This window comes from Bacillus sp. FSL H8-0534 (genome assembly GCF_038005885.1).
Classification (GTDB): Bacteria; Bacillota; Bacilli; order Bacillales; family Bacillaceae_G; genus Bacillus_A; species Bacillus_A pseudomycoides.
Window position 1 is genome coordinate 1 of sequence record NZ_JBBOUC010000005.1, and the last position, 18,146, is coordinate 18,146.

Here is an 18,146-nt window from a genome sequence, read left to right on the forward strand (position 1 = left end):
TTGATATTGAAAGTAAACAAATATAAATTAAATTACATAAAAAACGACCATCAATGATAGTCGTTTTTTACTTAATTAAAACAATAAGGATTTAATCGTTAACGAAGTGAATCCCTCACACGAATATATGGCGGATCGATTACCGGGTTGGGGCTTAAAGCTCTGCCGGCACAACTACAACAATAACAATAACACATTAAGGCTCCCACAGGACCTGTCTTGAAGCTGTAACTTTTCTCTTTAGGTATAAACATCCAGTCACCAGCATTTAATTCAATACCGTCATATTCAATAGATCCGGCTATAATAAATCGCACTCCGTCATCAGGATGAGTATGTTCACCAACACTGGCACCCGGATCGGCTGATGTAATAAAAAATTGCCCAGCCTCCACAAAGAATGGTAGCTGCCATTTTTTGAATCCTTTTGGCATCTCATCGACACCAAGTAGATTACACGCCTTCACAACGTCAGCATCGCGAGATGTTAGAATACGTGCGCCCAATTCGATACCAGCTTGAGCCAATGCTTCGTTAATCCTAGCGATTCCATCATCGAACGGAATGTGGATGGGTTTAAATTCTTCGTTCATTATTGTATCCTCCTTTTGGTCTTCGACCGTTACCATGACGATCTAAAGTGTCTTATTTACATATATATCATTACCATCCAAATATTGTATATTCATGTATTTTTTTATTTAACAGGGGTAGCACGCACATTTTAACCTTTTTACACGTTAAGGGATTCTCAAAACTCAATATGGGGTACGGAAACGATTCTGGGTATGAGGGGCCACTCTGGGATTTAATTACAAATAAAAAAAGAACTTTATTCAAGTTCTTTTAATCTACGATACAGAGCGGCTTGACTCACTCCTGTAATTTGGCATATTTCCTTAACGGTTTTATTGGTATGCTTCCGTAATTCAATCGCATGATTCATACCTGGGTGCTTATCCGTGTATTTCTTCAATCTTCCTCTATACACTCCTTTTTGTTTCGCTAACTTTATTCCTGCATGTTGTTTTTCTTTAATCATTTCTCGATCTAATTCACTAAAGGCAGCCATGACAGTTAAAAAGAATTTACCGGTTGGAGTTCTAGTATCTATTCCTAAATTTAAAATCGCAAAGTGAACATCCTTTTCCCGAAGTTGTTCTACTAACTGTAATAGCTGAATGGTATTTCGACCTAAACGATCCATTCTAGTTACAACTAAAGTATCGCCAGCTGTTAGTTTTGAAAGTAAAGTGTCTAGCTCAGGTTTTTGTTTTGTAACCCCGCTTATTTTCTCTTTTATGATTTCATCTACTCCATATTTCATGAGCTGTTCAATCTGTGTATCTAAATTTTGATCTTGTGCACTTACACGAGCGTATCCATAGACCATTTTTCTCCTCATTTCAAATGTATTTTTGATAAGTGTTATTGAGAGTCTCTGAGACTAATAATATCAAGGAAAAGGTGTCACTTTAGGAGTTATTTTGCACCTATTTTAAGCGCTATTTTGCACTATGAGTAAATATAAAAAGCCCAATTTCTCATTAAAATTGAGAAATTAGGCTTTTTTCGTTGCTCCATTAAAGCGCCCGATTGTTGAAGATCGTTTTTCTTATTGAACTAACGCATCTGTTCGTTAAGTGTAACTCTTCCCAATTACTTGATATTATATAGGTGAATAGAAAGATAAATTAAAATTTAGTTTAGTAGTTGTAAAAGTAGGTTATTTATATTATTCTATTATAATTTTTCGAAAAGGAGAGTTTATGAAAAAGATTATTGTTTTTGTATTAACGATATTTATATTATTCTCAGGATTCGCAACACAAAGTTATGCGTTGTCTGATTCGAAATCTGCGGCAATACAAGCGTTGCTAGATGATGCCTCTCGTATATCAGGTGTGCCGGGAATGTCAATCTCAATACTTGCTGATGATGAAGTGTTCTACTTTTCTTCAGGGTATGCTGACCGTGAAAAGGGGTTGTCTGCAAGTGAAAATACACTCTATGAGTTAGCCTCGGTCAGTAAAGCTTTTACCGGTATGGGTATTATGCTGTTGGAAGAGCAAGGGCTGCTCTCAATGACTGACCCTGTCCAAAAATATTTACCTTGGTTTACGTTAAAGTATCAAGGGAAACCTGTTGATATGCAAAGCCTTACACTAAATAACTTTCTTCACCATACCAGTGGTCTAACAAATATTAGGCATACTCAAAGTATTCCACAAGGCAATACACCGGATATGTTGCAAAAGACTGTGGAAATGCTCGTAGATGCTGAATTGGCGTTCCCTCCCGGTGAACAGTATAACTATGGAACCGTTAATTATGACGTATTGGGTTTGGTTATTGAGATTGTGTCGCGACAAAGCTATGAAGACTTTATGAGGGAACAGGTATTTCAGCGGTTAGGTCTTCACCAGACGTATGTTTATAAAGAAGATGCTCAAGCCACTGGACAGTTGGCACAGGGCTACCGTTCTTCCTTTTTTATGACAACTCCATTTAAAGCTCCGGATTATGCTGGGAATAAGCCCGCAGGCTACATCATTTCTAATACAAAAGATATGGCGCGTTGGATGGGCATACAGATGGGTATTGTGCAGGACATACCCGAAATATTTCACACGGTTATCGAAAAATCACATAGGGGTGATATGTCTGTTTCGGCTGTCAACGATATGTATTATGCGGCAGGCTGGTCGGTAAACGCCGACCAAACGATTATAGAACACACTGGGGGCAATCCAAATTTCAGAACCGAAGTAGTCATACTGCTAAATGAACGAACAGCCGTCTGCTTGCTGAGCAACGGCGCAAATACCAATATAAACCTGGTACTAAAAGTTAAAGATATATTAGACGGTAATCTAACTCAGTCATATGAAATAAGCGGCACACAGCTTTTGGATATCATTTTGTCGTCTATCACTATTATTCTTTGCCTATTGGCCGTTCTCCTATTTCTCTTAGGATTACGCAGAAGGAAAACGAATGAGCGGCAGCCAATGACAAAAAAGAGAATAATCGTAACAGTTATTTTCCTGATCGCTACGATTGCCCTGGGTATACTGTGCTGTGCTTTTGATTGGTCAACGATACTTATTTGGCAAACATATAGTGTTCTTACAGCTTTGATTTCGTCAGCATTATTAACAGCAAGCATTACATGGTTTGTATACACTCACCGATAAAATACCTCGCTCCCAAGATAAGCATAATGTTAAGTAATTAAATTTCAATTTATCGGTATGCTTAATTTGAAAAACATAAGACACTTCGGTGTCTTTTTTAATATCATCGACAATTTTCCCAGTCAAACCTAATTACTATTGCTTCCACTAACCTGCTCCGTTCGTGGAATAAGGATTTTTAAACAACTAATATTATTTTTCAAATGACTTTATTGTAAATTAAACAACAATATTATTTTTGCACAAGCGTCGTTAGATAACATTTCTTAAAAGACTGTTGTTCAACAATCTGGCCCGATTGCGGAACAAAATTAAAAAAGCGCTTTTTATCAAAAAAGCAGCCTGTCAATATTTCTTAAACCCAATATTTGTTCCAAAACTCGTATGTTTATGAACAGAGCATAGAATTCAATAATATCAAGGTTTTCTAGCTATAATCGCGTTCATAAAGTGTGTACATAATTCAATGTTCAATTAATCTTTGAATTTTATCTTTCTGAACATGTATTTATCTTTTAAAGATGCTGCCAGGATAAGGTTTTGTATCCCTTAGCGTACAATTTTCCCGTAATGATATGGTGACCCCTTATATAAAATTTTATATTTCTAAATTATTTATATAATAAAATAGGAACCTATCATATTTCCTGATAGGTTCCTTCCTTAAATGGAAAAAATTTCAGATGCGGCGGGTTATTCTTCGAATCGTTTCCGTACCCCTTATTAGATTTAAAACAGCAAGGTAAAACAATTATTATAGCTAGCCACGATCAACATGAATTACAGTTATTGTGTGATGATTTGTATACCATTGATAATGGTGAAATTATTGAGCATCAAACAACTAAACTCTCTGCTTTATAAAAGGAATCCCTACTATGTGGATTCCTTTTCCTTTGCAAAAACGATTATTTGCTAGTTAATTCTTTGCTTCTCTTGACTATAAACTTCAATAGTATACAAATCATTTTCAATCCATTTATTTACTTTCTTTACTTTAAGTAAATCATCAACCTCTTTTTCTATTTTCTTTCCAAACTCTTTGGCTCCTGGATCAGAATTATTTATTGTAGTATGTATAGCAAGGGTAAATGGTTGGTTCGATTCGAAATTAACTGGCTTAATTCCAAAACCTTTGTATCCATTTTTGGTAAACACTTCATCAAAAATAGAACTGTAAACTTCGCTCCATCGCCTCTCTTTCTTTATAATGTCCATATTTCTCTGACTCACATTAATTGTATATGGTCTAATATCTTGATTCTTTAATTGAGTGTTAATCGCTTTTTTTAACTTACTTGTATTTACAGTATCAGCTATTTCTAAGTCTACTGTTCTTGGTGTATCGCTCATGGAGGCACTAAGGAAGTCCTTTTCATCTACCGTTTCCACAATAGTGTCTATAACTTTTTCTTCTTCACTTTTTGCTTCTTCTTTATCGTTCTGTTGACATGCACCTAATAAAATAGCTAATACAAGAGGGAGAATTACCCCTTTTCTTTTTTTCATTTCAATCTCCTTTCTCGTAAATGCTTTGTTATATATTTGAGTCCTAGATGGTAAAAACATAATAAAAGTGTAATCGATCTAATTTTCATATTTGGTTAGGTATTCTTCAAAGCAAACGAAAAACCTTCACTTAATTGTTACAGGTGTGGATTTGTAATAAAGTTATTGTTGATATTTGAAACCTTTTTGTGATTTTTTTGGTATAATCTTGAAAATAAGGGGAGCTAATTAATTTCAGTACAAGGGGGAGAAAATATGGCTATAAAATTAGAATCTGAGCGTTTATGTATAGAACCTTTTACCAATGATGATGCATTCAGAATCAAAGAATTGGCTAATGACAAGGAATTAGCAGATATTCTTGGGCTTCCGCACCCATATGAATTGAAGTTCGCACAAGATTGGGTTGATATGCAACCAGAACTTATAAGGCAAGGAATCGAATACCCTTTAGGAATCGTTTCTAAAGAATCAAGAGAAATTGTAGGTACAATTACTCTAAGAATTGACAAGAATAACAATAGAGGTGAGCTTGGTTATTGGATTGGTCAGGACTATTGGGGGAAGGGTTTTGCAACCGAAGCTGTAAACAGAATGATTCATTTTGGCTTTATCGAACTAGGTCTAAACAAAATTTGGGCATCTGCCATTTCCAGAAACAGATCATCAATTAAGGTGTTAGAGAAGTCTGGCTTACGTAAAGAAGGAACATTGAGACAGAATAGACTTTTATTAGATACATATGAAGACGTTGATGTTTATGGACTTTTAAAGACAGAATACAACGTTTTGAATATCAGATAAGATTGGTAGTATGATGACAAAAGGAAACCCTTCAGAACTGGGTTTCCTTTTGCATTTCTCAAAAATCAACATTGTGGTTTAACAGAGCCCTAATAAAAAAAGAGCCTATATCTTTTATTACTTAGTAATTTAAGATAAGGGCTTTTCTTATCAAGCCCTTACGAGCTTAATGTATATTTAAAGCCTCTTGTTGCTGTTTTTTTATGAGCTGAATTTGCGATTTTCAAAGGCCCTTTATATATAGGGGTCCCGCCCCATTGCCATCAACTTAAAAAAACAAACTCCCCCCAAAACGATAAAAATGAGAAATTTGCACAAATTTTTCGTTCTGGGGGTATCCCTTATTCTTAGCTTGATGGGCATGGGGTACGCCATATGAGAATGATTTAACAGTTTCTTAACGTTTTCTCAACATTATATTATACATATATGCGATATAATAATAAGTAATTCTCTTTATTTTACTTCTATATATTTGTTGTTTCCGGTTACAGAATCCTTACATAAGGGTTCTTTTTTTGTTCCATTTAGTTTGGATCTCTTACGAAAAAAAGACCACTTACGGAAATCGGTGGTCTTTTTCTTATTTCATTTTAGAAGGATATTTCCAATCACGATTTCCTTTAGAAACAGTCGAAGAGGTTTCACTTTGTTTAGTTAGGCTTTGTTTCTCTATGTTTTCCAGAGATTTTTGCATCTGTTCCATTTGTTCTTTTACTTCTTTTATTTCAAACTTCATTTCCATAAGTAACCGTAAAATAGCATCTCCTTTATTCATTGCAACATACTCCCTTCATTTTTCTCTTATTGCTTTTTTATTAACTGAATTTGAAAAATATCTGATTCCTTTATACCTAGAACTCTCATTTCATCTTTAAAAGTTCGCCAGGACACAACTTTAATGGATTTTGTACTTTTATCCCTTAATGTGTACACTCTTATGTACTGTATTTCCTGTTTCTCATTTCTTTCCACGTTGTCTTCCTCCGTTATTTTTGATTGATGTAATCATAATATCTTTTTAACGAAAGTTTAGATTTAAAGCCTACTTGTTTTATAATTTCTTCCTCTGAAACATGATGCTCAATAAGTCGCAAAATGAACGCGTTCCGTAAGTGTTGCGCTGAGATCCCTTTACGTAAATTTGCTCGAGCAACTTCAAGTCGAATCATCTTTTGAACAGCAATTTCTGTTAGAGCTTTCGGTGCATCATTTTCATATGACCAATGATAAGTTTTCCGAGTAAAATCAAAGGCTACAAACAATGGATCATTACTATGGTAACTTGGACGAACAGGTTCAGGAATGATTTTGTAATAGTTAAATAAACGCTTTTTATCTTCTTCAGTTAAAAGAATCGTTCTTTCTATACCCACTATTCCTGGTACTAAGATCGTATTGTTTTCAAAATGGACGTGCTTCATCTGTAAACCGACAAGTTCTTGTAAGGATAATCCATTATGAATGAGCAAATGCACAATTGAAATGTTACGATCCATAAGTACTGGGCGAACAGAACGTTGTTTTTCTGTTAATCCTTCTAATGAACCTAAAATGGACTTTAACGTTTTCTCTTCCTCTTTTGTAATAAAATCTTCATCACGTAATGCACGATTCGGTTGAATGCTAAATTGCATGTCTTCTAACGGATTTGGCCGTTGTAAATACTGATATAGTCTATTTAAGACAATATAGACACGATGCATTGTTTTTTCAGAGTACTGTCGTTGCTGTTTTAAATCATAAAAATACGCTTCATAATCCTTTGTACCAAGCGTCGTCCATATATTGCGTGTAGGGAGTTTTTTAGACTTTTGCAACCAATGACCAAAGTCTTCAATATCATAAACATATCGTTTAATTGTAGAAGGCTTGCGTCCTTTATTTAATAAGAAAGAAGAAAAATGTTGTACAGTATCTTGAAATTCTTTTGTTGGCATAAGCTTATCATCCTAATTTTTCTTTTAGTATATCAAATTTTACACATATTCCACCTACCCATTCATCCCCAAAGAAAATATATAAATAAAAAAGATAAGACCAGAAACTCGGTCTTATCTATGGCATAAGGAGAAACAAATAGGGAGATAACCATCACTTTTTTATCATATTACATTAACTGTTAATTTTGAATATTATAGCTAAAAATAATGACAATATCCACATTGAGAAATTTATTACTAATTTGTTTGTATAGTATCAAAAGGTACACTTTAACGAAACTGAACATGAGATATGTCCGATTTATCCCTCGACTCTGTCAAGGGATAAATCGAGACATGTTGGATAAATCCTTATATATCCATATCAATATCATTGTGTGACATTATACTTTTTTATTATTAACCCCTATATCTTGGACATACTTATACTATTATTCTAAAAAAAGGAACATGATTAGTATCGAAAATCAATATCCAAAAAACTGTCCTGATCCTCTACAATCTGTCCAAATGGAACTACCTGTTGTGCATTTAAGTTCCATTACGTAAGTGCCTGATTGGGGCGCAATTCTGGCACCTTCACCATTGCCATTTGTATATCCACTCCAAACTACTGCACCAGTATTAATATTGTATATCCTGTAGTAAAAATATCTATATCCATCCTGCCAAGTTCTAAATCCTACTAACTGATCTTTAGTTAAAAACACTTTAGGAGTGACATCTCTTGTATCGCCCGGTTGTATTATGCCATCACCACAACGACTCAAACAATACCATCTATTATCAGCTTGAGAAGAAGAAGGTATAGCTATCACAAACGTTGATACCAGCACTAGGATAACACTAATTTTAGACAACCACTTTCTCATTTTATTCATTTGTTTCGCCTCCTTTTTTAATAAATATGTGTTAATCAGTACATTTACATTTAATGAGCAGAGACGCATGCTAGATAACACGTATTTATTATATTAGGCACGAAATAAAAATATGGTTTTTATGTCAAAAAATACTATAGAGTTTCGTTTGTAAAGGTACACCTTTTGGTTCGTTTTTTATTAATACGTATTCAAAGACGTGAAGAATGCTTGACGTATCTGTAAAAGTATACCTTTACAGACTCATAGAAACCTATATAAATCCACGTCTATAAATGTCCGGTTCTAATTTTACAGACATCTTTTTATTACATATACCTTTACAGACATTATTGGTATAATTAACAGTGAGGTGTAGCTTATGAAACATAAAAAATTTGGATATGTGCGAGTTTCGAGTAAAGATCAAAACGAAGAACGGCAAATTCAGAATATGAAGGATTTAGGGATAGAAGAACGAGATATTTTCATAGATAAAGAATCTGGAAAAAATATGGAGCGAGAGAATTATCAAATGCTAAAACGTCTTGTTCGTACAGGAGATACCATTGTGTTCGACTCCTTGACAAGACTTGGAAGAAATATGAATGATACATTAGAAGAATTTAGATATTACGAAAAACATAAAGTAAATTTACAATTTATAAAGGAACCATACATTAACGTCAATTACACTGGAGAAAGTACAAATGATGTTATTCAGAGCGCAATTCAAAAAGCAACACTGACAATATTATCTGCCTTTGCAGAAAAAGAGCGCATCGATATTAAACAACGTCAAGCTGAAGGGATTGCTCTTGCCAGAAAACGAGGGAAACATTTAGGACGTCCTCCTGTCGAAATAACAGAAGAATTTATTAAAGCTTATAAAGAATGGAAATCCGGTTCAATTACAGCAGTAGGGGCCATGAAAAAGTATGGCATCAAACGTTCTTCGTTTTATAAGCTTGCTAAACAATATGAGGAAAAAATAAAAGAATAGTTTGTCTTATTAACATTATCTTAAAAGGAACTTGTAGTGATTGCTACATGTTCCTTTTGGTTATACTTTTGTTGCTTTAAATCCCGCATAGTTCAGAGAAAACTACTCTTGAAACAATTGGTCCAAAATATGCTCCGATTTTTACATCCCATATAGTTTAGATAAAGCACTTAACAAAGCAGCAGTTATTGTAGGTAAAGGTTATTTTATATCCCATACAGTTCAGATAAAACAAAATGGTGCATTTCCTTCTAATTTAACTTTACCGTAATTTAAATCCCACATAGTTTAGATAAAACGGTGATAAACGTGGCAAAGTTTATATCCCACTTCGGTTAGATAAAAACGTATCACCTTACGATGGTTATCCATATGTATGGGCGTTTATATCCCACTACGTTAAGATAAAAACCGACTGGGTCAAGCTCGTTTAAAGAAACAGGAATCTTTATATCCCACATAGTTTAGATAAAACAAATACACTGATTGCTTTTACCGATACAACGATTCACTTTATATCCCATATAGTTCAAATAAAACAAAAATTTCATATTTGGATAGTAATGGTTTATACACGTTTATATCCCACTTGGTTCAGATAAAACAACTACAAGTACTATAGAAAGTCCGCAACAGGATACCTTTATATCCCACATAGTTCAGATAAAACGTAGATGAGGTTGTAACAGCAGCAGCGCGATTTCAACACTTTATATCCCACATAGTTCAGATAAAACGGTGTGGAAATGAACTATTTAATTGATTTGGAAAAACTTTATATCCCACTTAGTTCAGATAAAACCCTATCTATATACAGATGATATACCTAATGATAGCAACATTTTACTACTTGTAGCAACCAACATTTTGCAGCGAATCATCGATCATGTTTTTGTATTCTCTTACAACATGCTGAAAGACCTTGTCATAGCAAGGTTTTCTGCATGCTTGGCAAAAACGAGGCTCACTGCAAAATTATAGAAGTACCGCATAGTTTTTATCTTTACTATATGAGATCAAGAAAAAACCTTTCTTTGAAAAGAAAAGTTTTTCCATTTATTTCTACATATTTATTGAATCCTAATTTTCAAATAAATTATAATAGTTTTATATTGAAGATCAAGGAGGAAGATGATGAAATTGAAAGTAAGCTTTACTTGCAAAGTAATTCCTCTCTCGTATCGTTTTATGTTTGTGAGTTTTATCAAAGAAGCTCTAAAAGCATCAAACACAGTATATGCAGAGAACCTATATGTCTTTGAGAATAAACCGAATAAGAAAAGCAAAAATTTTACGTTTTCTGTTTATCTTAAAGACTATGTTTTAAAAAATGATGAATTCCTCCTTCAGAACGGATTGGACTGGATTATTAGTTCACCTGATCCTGAATTCATTTCTTACTTAGTAGATGGTTTAAACGAAATTAAAGAATTTCAGTACAAAGGATACAAACTACAGAAGAAGAACATATCTATACTACCGGAAGTCAGAGTGAAAAGTGATACGGTAGTATTCCGCACCCTTTCCCCTATTTTTATTAAAGACCAAGATGGGAAACCTCTTGCTCCAACAGAAGAAGGTTATGAAGAGAGTTTCAATTATATTTGTGATATGACTTTGCGTAATTATCATGGAGAAGGCTTGAAAAAACCTTTGCAATTTATACCTATGAATTTAACAAAACAAGTTGTAAAAGAAAAATTTGATAATACCCCCAATCACCAGCACTTTGAAGCTTATAAAGGAACATTCTTGCTAAAAGGAGACCAAGAAGATTTAGAAATCCTTCGTCAAATTGGTACATCCTTCAAAAAGTCACAAGGGTACGGCTGCGTGTCCGTGGAGTACCAATGATTCGATTATATTTAGAAGATTGGGCTACGAACACTGGTATTTTGGGGTTTTATCGTATTTTAGAGCATGCTGAAACAGATTTATTTGAAACCGAAGAGACCTATCTAGATTTTGATCCAAAATTACTTCACGACTTTCCGAAATGGTTTTTCAATTATGCTTTTGATATATTTTCTGTTGCAAATGAAAAAGAGAATAAGATGAATGCTTTTCTAACAAACGCTACATCCAACTTTAAACGTTCTAAAGAATCTATCTTTGCTGATATTAAAAGTACAGAAAATAAGTTGAATAAACGTTTGCCAATTGAAGGTGGAACCTTAAAAGAGCTGTTTAGCAGAAAAAAAGATGTATCAACCATTGAAGAATTAAAAGCAATCACTAAAGATTACCTGAAATTGTTAAAGCAAGATCAAGTAAATGAAGTGCTAACACTAAATATGATTCGGTTTCATTTAGGAGAACTGCATGGTCAAACAAGTTTTTTACAAAGGTCACGCAGTACCCTGAATCGTTTAGAACATGAAGAGTTCCTTGCAAGAGACTTCGTTCAACCTATTTTACTAGAACAAGAGGTTCTTGCTGTTCTTCATTCTTCTAAAAGTACAAACGAAGCAATAGAAAACTTAAACAAAGTGATACAGCAATCTGATGATAAAAATTTTATAAAGTTAGCGAAAAAAACAGTTACGAAACTAAAGAAGGATGAATTACTGTATTGTCCTGTTATCGAGGGGCAATTTGCTCTTACGGATTACACAGAGGCGGTATTTCTTCCGAATGCAGTCAGTATAGCAAATGCAACGAATTACACATGGAATAATCAAAAAGCATTTCCTATATCTAGTCTTTATCGGTTAATCATGTTTTGTTCTGCTTTTGGGCTCTATAGAGATCAAATAGACAAAGATACAGTAGTTTATTCCTTTATTCAAACTGATGAGGAGTTTGATACACTGGCGGAAATAAATGATTTATTTGACACCAACAAAAAACAAAATAACCCTTTTGAAGTGTTTTTATACGACACATTAAAAGAAGCCAAAGATAAAGCCAATTGGATCTCTAAAAATATGTTAATTGTTGAATTCCAAAATAGTGGGAAAAAGACGACTCTTACACAGAATTTTTTATCAGAACATGCCATTCAATACCTTCAAGAGCGTGGAGGAAAAGAGCTCGATCATATTAAATATCCACCATTTCGGAACGTAATCCTACGTAAATTATTAAATGGGGAGCATTTTTTTCGTAATATCACTAACCAATTGAGGAATAACGTAGATAACAATTATTCCAGTTATGATACATATGCAGCCACTTTGGCTATGTTTCATTTAAATAGAATAAAGGAGTGTTATGGCATGTCTAACGAAACACGAGAAGCGCAATATGAATCTATGCAAAAGAGAATCCATTACGCGCTAATGGATGGACGCGAAGTACGTAGAAGACTGACTGAACGTGGAATGGAGAATAAGATTCCAGGCATTACTTACCGTCTATTAAATGCCTTAACTACTAATAACCGTCAACAATTCTTTGAAACATTATTCCGCACCTTTTTATTAGTGGAAAAGAACACTTCTATGTATGTGGATGCTACAAGGGAACATAGTAATGAATTTGAAGGTATTGCAAGTGCTTTACTATCCGGATTAAATGACAAACCCTATAAAAAAGAAGGGGAGGAAACGAACTAATGGCTGGATTAACATTAACGATCGTGTTTCAAGGAGATTCATTAAATTATGGAGAAGGAATCGGTAACGTCTCCGAATTAAAGAAATTTAATCGTGGAAATGGAGATATTCATACATTTGCTTCACGGCAAGCTATTCGATACGATATGGTTCGTTTAGGCGCCGAGCGTTATGGTTGGAACTTAGATACAGTTGGCCGTGACAAAGGGGAAGCGGAAGGAAAAAGCAAAAGCGTAGTTCAGTATTCTCCTAGTGCTACCATTCAAGAGTCAGAAGAAATGGATTTATTTGGTTACATGAAAACTGTAAAAGGTGATATGGGGAACAAACGTCCAGCTAGCGTTCGTTTGTCTCATGCTGTTTCTCTTGAACCGTACCGGGGAGACTTAGAATTCTTAACAAATTTAGGACATGCTTCACGTATCAAAGAAAACCCAAATATCGCAACACTTGAGCGACATACAAGTTTATATTCATATACCATTACTATTGATTTAGATAGAATTGGTGTAGATGGAGAAATTGAATTACCACGTGAAGAAAAGGCAAGACGAATCAAAGAATTCTTAGAAATTGTATTTTCCTTAAATCGTAATATCCGAGGGCGACAAGAAGATTTATCCCCTTTGTTTGTAATTGGTGGTCTGTATGCTATAAATCAACCATATTTCTTAGGACGTACACAATTAGTTCCGACAAAACGTGAATACCGTTTAAATTCTATTATGCTACAAGAAATTTTAGAACGTCGCAGTATGGGACGGACTGTACAAGAACAAACGCACGTTGGTCTGTTATCTGGTGTTTTCGTGAATGAAGGGGAGCTACGAAATCTTGTTTCAAGCGACTCAACCCATACAATTCAAGGTATGCTAGATTATCTATTACAACAAGTGGAGAATTATTATGTCGGCTAATACAGCGTTACGAGTAAAGTTGTACCAACAAACTGCTTGTTACAAGAAACCAATGGCACAAAAAGCAAAGGAAACCTATCCTCTTCCACCGTATAGTACGGTGAAGGGGTTCCTTCACTATGTATTAGGTGCAAATGAATTAATTCCAATGGAAATTAGCATCCAAGGTACTCACGAGGGAAAGCTGTTTGATTTGCAAACACACCATTTTTACAAATCAAAAGAAGTTACAACAATGCCTATGCATGTTCATATGTTGAAAGAAATCTCTCTTATTTTCCATGTACGTGCCGAACAAGGTGTATTGGAACAATTACAAACAGCATTAGAAAATATCAATGAAGCACCAAACCTTGGTCGACGTGAAGATTTAGCGGTCATTGAAGACGTGAAATTGGTAACGTTGAACGAAAGACATACAAAAGAAATCATTACACTAAAAAGGGATCTCTATATACCACGTCATTGTATTGTTGATCGCCTTGACTATATGAATTATAAAGGGATTTCATATCGTTTAAATACAGTATATCAAGTGAAACAAGGAATTCGTACTTGGGAGACGGTTCAAACTCAATACTTCCGCAAAGGAGAAGGATTAAATTCACCTCAGTATATAGAAGATGAAGATGGCCATATTGTATTTTTCCATGCCTTATGAGTAGGCATGGATTTTTTTCAGGAGGAGAAACATGGAAGATTTCATTTACGCAAAGTGGGATCAGCAAACAGGGGAATTTGAAACATTACAAGAACACACAGGACGGGTATTAGAAAATTTATCTTTACTAAAACACTCGTATGGATCTCTGTTGTCAGAAGAGATTTGGCAACTTGCACAAGTAGCTGCCCAGTATCACGATGCGGGAAAGATTTATGAGGGATTTCAACAATTTATTAAACTTAATATGGGGTTATCTCCTTTAACAAAGCAAGAAATTGAAAAAAAATATCCTAATGTTCCTCATGCTTTTATTTCCTTACTTTGTGTTCCATTTTTAGAATTACATTATTCCAAAAGTACAGAACGGGTTGTGAAAGAGGCAATTGCACATCATCATGTACGAAACGTAATGTTTGATGCCCAAATACTGAATACAGTTTTACCAGATTTAAAAGGGAAAATAGACCGTTTGGAGAAAGAATTGTGCTGTTCTGTTAATAAAGATCTTGATACTACAACTATAGGTTGGAAGCCAATTAAGAAAAAAGATAAAGAATATCCTCTTCTTGTGCTTGTAAAGGGACTTTTAAATCGTGTAGATCATGCGGCTTCTGCAGGAGAACTTGTGGAATATCATGCGGACAAAGGAGTTGGGACTTATGTCGATGAATTCCTAAAAAAGAATGGTCATAAACCACGCAATCTACAACTCTTTTCTTACGAGAATCGAAATAAGAATATTGTGGCTGTTGCACAAACTGGTATGGGAAAAACAGAAGCTTCTTTATTTTGGATTGATGAAGCTAAAGGTTTTATTACACTCCCTATCCGTGTAAGTTTAAATGCCTTGTATGAGCGTATAACAAATGGAATGGGATATGTAGATGAAGAGGGGCAAGCGATTGCTGGTTTGCTACACAGTGGTAGTGTGGATTTTCTACAGACATTAAATAATGATTACGAAACCAATGAGCTTATCTATGAACAGTCCCGTTTATTGAGTAAAAAGTTAACATTTAGCACAATTGATCAAATTTTGAAGTTTCCATTTTTATTTCGAGGATATGAGAAATACTTGGCCACAATGGCGTACTCTAAGATAGTTTTAGATGAAATACAAGGTTATTCTCCGAAAATCTTAGCTGTTTTACTCAAAGCATTGGAAATGATTCACCAGATAGGCGGCAAATTTATGATTATGACCGCTACACTTCCTACTGTTTTTATGGAAACAATGAAGAAACGAGGCAAAATCAAGGGAAGTGATTTTGTAAAAGAGGAATTCTATAATGACTTAATTCGTCACCGCATATCTATACGCAAAACAAAGATCGACGAGGATTTAGAACATATTCGTGAAGCTGGACGAAATAAACGTGTATTGATTATTGCTAATACCGTAAAAGAGGCAAAACGTATATATGGGTTGTTTAATAAAGAAAATGTAAGGCTATTACACACGCAATTTATTCAAAAGGATCGTGCCGTTTTAGAAGAGGAAATTAAGAAATTCGCACCAAATGATAAAAATCGCGAAGAACAAAGTGGAATTTGGATTGCCACACAGCTTGTAGAAGCTTCATTAGATATTGATTTTGATTTGTTATTTACTGAAATCTCTACATTAGATAGCTTATTTCAGCGTTTAGGTCGTTGTTATCGTGGAAGAGCCTATGAAGGGACAGAACCTAATGTCTTTGTTTATACAGAAGCACAAGGGATAGGGTTCGTTTACGATGAAGATATTGTTCATAACGGTTTAAAACTTTTAGAATCCTTTAACGGAAAAAAACTACATGAGAAAACAAAAATGGAGCTTGTCGAAACATTATATAAAACAGAAAATCTAAGCAAAAAATACTTAGATGAATTCTACCAAGCTTTAAAGGTACTGGATACACTTCCACTAAACGATATGAGAAATACAGAAGCACAAAAGTTGTTGCGTGATATTGATAATTATCAAGTTATTCCCTGTTCTATATATGTAGAGAATCGTGAGTTATTTAATACATTTAAACTGGAAAAAGATTCGAAACAGCGAAAAGTATTACGAATGCAAATCGAAAAGCTTACAACCTCTATTTCTAGACAACAGGTTCAACGATACGGAATCGAAACAAAGGAAATTGATATTACTGGACTTCAATACATTCACACTTTAAATTGTGAGTACGATTTTGATAAAGAAAGGATTACAGGAACAGGAATTGTACTTCCGTAATTTTGCAGTGAATCTCGTTTTTTCCAAACATGCTGAAAACCTTGATATGACAACGTCTATCAGCATGTTTGAAGAGAATACAAAAACACAATCAATGGTTCATTGCAAAATACTGATTGATACCCATGGCAAAATGTTGCTATGATAAGGTGTATCATCCGTATATAGATAGGGTTTTATCTCCACTATGTGGGATATAAATACTTAAGATCAAAGTTTCCTGTAATACTTTATATCGTTTTATCTCCACTATGTGGGATATAAATCAATCAGGATGATGAACCTTTGTAAGTCTCTTGTACTCGTTTTATCTCCACTATGTGGGGTATAAAGTTCTCCAATCCTGGATTCATCAAGTTCCTCACTGTAGTATTATCTGAACTAAGTGGGATATAAAGATGCAAAAGATGGGTAATTGTTGCTTATACAATATAGTTTTATCAGAACTATATGGGATATAAAGATCGCTGATACTTTCGGTATGAACTTAGAAGAAACGTTTTATTTGAACTATGCGGGATATAAAGGTTCCTAATACACATAAAATAGTTACAGAGAAAATAGTTTTATCTGCACTATGTGGGATATAAATTCTTGTGTAGCACTTTGCATATCTGTTAAACGTAAAGGTTTATCTTGAACTATGTGGGATATAAATGCATTAAACATTTTGTTGTTTCCAATATAGATTCCGTTTTATCTGCACTATATGGGATATAAATGACATATCTATGCTTATAAAGATTAGCGATCTTTACGTTTTATCTGAACTAAGTGGGATATAAAGTTTCCTGTCTGTCCTGTGATAGCAATATGCGGACTAGTATTATCTGAACTAAGTGGGATATAAAGGCATAAGTGCTGTATGGAATGTTTAATTCTTCCGAAGTATTATCTGAACTATGTGGGATATAAAGGCACCGGACATAAACTGGCTCATCCCCTGCAATTTGTTTTATCTGAACTATGCGGGATATAAAGGTCGATAACCCGGCACCCGGAGATTTAGTATTTTTGCTTTATCTAAACTATTTGGGATATAAAATATGCAATAGAATTAGGCAATGAATTCACAAAACGTGGTTTTATCTGAACCGAATGGGATGTAAATTATACACCTGGTACACATGAAGTTTGCAAACCGAAGCTAAGTTTTACAAAACATACAAAATGTTAAACTCATAAAACCAGTGATATGCGTACTCATATCACTGGTTTTTTATATAGACTTTTCGTATGCAGTTTTACAAATTATAAAATGAGATCAACTTATTTTACTTTTTGTAAATGAAATGTCCCAAAAAGTAAAGTTTCTGAAATATTTTTATTTACCAACATTATAGGTTCTAGGTGTTCCTGATGTTGATTTGAAATAAAGTCGCGATGTTTATAAAAAAGATGCGATGTTTTGAATAATGTCGCGACGTTTGGAAAAATTTGAACACTAGAACATTTAGTTTTTATATTA

Annotated in this window: 14 protein-coding genes; 8 read left to right on the top strand and 6 right to left on the bottom strand. The window is 34.2% G+C overall.

Annotated features, from left to right (window positions below):
- Positions 1-98: 98 nt before the first annotated feature.
- Positions 99-593, bottom strand: coding sequence for a hypothetical protein (locus tag MHH71_RS29850; RefSeq protein ID WP_078211949.1), 495 nt, complete (start codon positions 591-593; stop codon positions 99-101).
- Positions 594-832: 239 nt separating this feature from the next.
- A complete protein-coding gene (locus tag MHH71_RS29855) occupies positions 833-1,393 on the bottom strand; it encodes a recombinase family protein (RefSeq protein ID WP_078211951.1) in 561 nt (186 codons plus the stop codon).
- 376 nt (positions 1,394-1,769) lie between these two features.
- Between MHH71_RS29855 and MHH71_RS29860 the strand changes: the two genes are divergently transcribed.
- Positions 1,770-3,197: a serine hydrolase domain-containing protein gene (locus MHH71_RS29860; protein WP_000720967.1), complete on the top strand. Its 1,428-nt coding sequence runs from the start codon at positions 1,770-1,772 to the stop codon at positions 3,195-3,197.
- A gap of 915 nt (positions 3,198-4,112) precedes the next feature.
- On the opposite strand, the gene MHH71_RS29865 is transcribed toward MHH71_RS29860, so the two are convergent.
- On the bottom strand, positions 4,113-4,706 hold the full coding sequence (locus MHH71_RS29865) for a DUF4030 domain-containing protein (protein ID WP_078211953.1): 594 nt from the start codon (positions 4,704-4,706) through the stop codon (positions 4,113-4,115).
- A 255-nt stretch (positions 4,707-4,961) separates the two neighbouring features.
- Here MHH71_RS29865 and MHH71_RS29870 point away from each other — a divergent pair, with 255 nt between their 5' ends.
- On the top strand, positions 4,962-5,510 hold the full coding sequence (locus MHH71_RS29870; RefSeq protein WP_078211957.1) for a GNAT family N-acetyltransferase: 549 nt from the start codon (positions 4,962-4,964) through the stop codon (positions 5,508-5,510).
- A gap of 583 nt (positions 5,511-6,093) precedes the next feature.
- Here the strand turns inward: MHH71_RS29870 and MHH71_RS29875 are convergent.
- The 3 genes from MHH71_RS29875 to MHH71_RS29885 all read right to left on the bottom strand — a co-directional run bounded on the left by MHH71_RS29875 (position 6,094) and on the right by MHH71_RS29885 (position 8,334).
- The gene (locus tag MHH71_RS29875) at positions 6,094-6,288 is read right to left on the bottom strand and encodes a hypothetical protein (protein WP_003205237.1); all 195 of its coding nucleotides are present in this window, start codon (positions 6,286-6,288) and stop codon (positions 6,094-6,096) included.
- A 211-nt stretch (positions 6,289-6,499) separates the two neighbouring features.
- Positions 6,500-7,450 carry a tyrosine-type recombinase/integrase gene (locus MHH71_RS29880; protein WP_078211959.1) on the bottom strand — a complete coding sequence of 317 codons (951 nt, stop codon included), beginning with the start codon at positions 7,448-7,450 and terminating at the stop codon, positions 6,500-6,502.
- 470 nt (positions 7,451-7,920) lie between these two features.
- Positions 7,921-8,334 carry a hypothetical protein gene (locus MHH71_RS29885; RefSeq protein ID WP_078211963.1) on the bottom strand — a complete coding sequence of 138 codons (414 nt, stop codon included), beginning with the start codon at positions 8,332-8,334 and terminating at the stop codon, positions 7,921-7,923.
- 361 nt (positions 8,335-8,695) lie between these two features.
- Here MHH71_RS29885 and MHH71_RS29890 point away from each other — a divergent pair, with 361 nt between their 5' ends.
- The 6 genes from MHH71_RS29890 to MHH71_RS29915 all read left to right on the top strand — a co-directional run bounded on the left by MHH71_RS29890 (position 8,696) and on the right by MHH71_RS29915 (position 16,678).
- Entirely contained in the window at positions 8,696-9,316 is a 621-nt protein-coding gene (locus MHH71_RS29890; RefSeq protein WP_078211965.1) for a recombinase family protein, read from the top strand.
- A gap of 1,134 nt (positions 9,317-10,450) precedes the next feature.
- Positions 10,451-11,170: a CRISPR-associated endoribonuclease Cas6 gene (gene cas6 / locus MHH71_RS29895; RefSeq protein ID WP_078211967.1), complete on the top strand. Its 720-nt coding sequence runs from the start codon at positions 10,451-10,453 to the stop codon at positions 11,168-11,170.
- Positions 11,167-12,873 carry a type I-B CRISPR-associated protein Cas8b1/Cst1 gene (cas8a1, locus tag MHH71_RS29900; protein WP_078211969.1) on the top strand — a complete coding sequence of 569 codons (1,707 nt, stop codon included), beginning with the start codon at positions 11,167-11,169 and terminating at the stop codon, positions 12,871-12,873. Before cas6 ends, cas8a1 begins: the two co-directional genes overlap by 4 nt.
- A complete protein-coding gene (cas7i, locus tag MHH71_RS29905) occupies positions 12,873-13,790 on the top strand; it encodes a type I-B CRISPR-associated protein Cas7/Cst2/DevR (RefSeq protein ID WP_078211971.1) in 918 nt (305 codons plus the stop codon). The genes cas8a1 and cas7i overlap by 1 nt, the downstream gene beginning before the upstream one ends.
- Complete coding sequence (gene cas5b / locus MHH71_RS29910) at positions 13,780-14,451, top strand: type I-B CRISPR-associated protein Cas5b (RefSeq protein ID WP_078211973.1); 672 nt, start codon at positions 13,780-13,782, stop codon at positions 14,449-14,451. The genes cas7i and cas5b overlap by 11 nt, the downstream gene beginning before the upstream one ends.
- 31 nt (positions 14,452-14,482) lie before the next feature.
- Positions 14,483-16,678: a CRISPR-associated helicase/endonuclease Cas3 gene (locus MHH71_RS29915; protein ID WP_078211975.1), complete on the top strand. Its 2,196-nt coding sequence runs from the start codon at positions 14,483-14,485 to the stop codon at positions 16,676-16,678.
- The last annotated feature ends 1,468 nt before the right edge of the window (positions 16,679-18,146 follow it).

Bases quoted from the DNA above. Each gene is read 5' to 3' on its own strand.
- MHH71_RS29860 (WP_000720967.1), top strand. From the start codon at position 1,770: ATGAAAAAGATTATTGTTTTTGTATTAACGATATTTATATTATTCTCA.
- MHH71_RS29880 (WP_078211959.1), bottom strand. From the start codon at position 7,450: ATGCCAACAAAAGAATTTCAAGATACTGTACAACATTTTTCTTCTTTC.
- MHH71_RS29855 (WP_078211951.1), bottom strand. From the start codon at position 1,393: ATGGTCTATGGATACGCTCGTGTAAGTGCACAAGATCAAAATTTAGAT.
- MHH71_RS29915 (WP_078211975.1), top strand. From the start codon at position 14,483: ATGGAAGATTTCATTTACGCAAAGTGGGATCAGCAAACAGGGGAATTT.
- MHH71_RS29885 (WP_078211963.1), bottom strand. From the start codon at position 8,334: ATGAATAAAATGAGAAAGTGGTTGTCTAAAATTAGTGTTATCCTAGTG.
- MHH71_RS29875 (WP_003205237.1), bottom strand. From the start codon at position 6,288: ATGAATAAAGGAGATGCTATTTTACGGTTACTTATGGAAATGAAGTTT.
- cas5b (WP_078211973.1), top strand. From the start codon at position 13,780: ATGTCGGCTAATACAGCGTTACGAGTAAAGTTGTACCAACAAACTGCT.
- cas7i (WP_078211971.1), top strand. From the start codon at position 12,873: ATGGCTGGATTAACATTAACGATCGTGTTTCAAGGAGATTCATTAAAT.
- cas8a1 (WP_078211969.1), top strand. From the start codon at position 11,167: ATGATTCGATTATATTTAGAAGATTGGGCTACGAACACTGGTATTTTG.
- MHH71_RS29890 (WP_078211965.1), top strand. From the start codon at position 8,696: ATGAAACATAAAAAATTTGGATATGTGCGAGTTTCGAGTAAAGATCAA.
- MHH71_RS29865 (WP_078211953.1), bottom strand. From the start codon at position 4,706: ATGAAAAAAAGAAAAGGGGTAATTCTCCCTCTTGTATTAGCTATTTTA.
- cas6 (WP_078211967.1), top strand. From the start codon at position 10,451: ATGAAATTGAAAGTAAGCTTTACTTGCAAAGTAATTCCTCTCTCGTAT.
- MHH71_RS29870 (WP_078211957.1), top strand. From the start codon at position 4,962: ATGGCTATAAAATTAGAATCTGAGCGTTTATGTATAGAACCTTTTACC.
- MHH71_RS29850 (WP_078211949.1), bottom strand. From the start codon at position 593: ATGAACGAAGAATTTAAACCCATCCACATTCCGTTCGATGATGGAATC.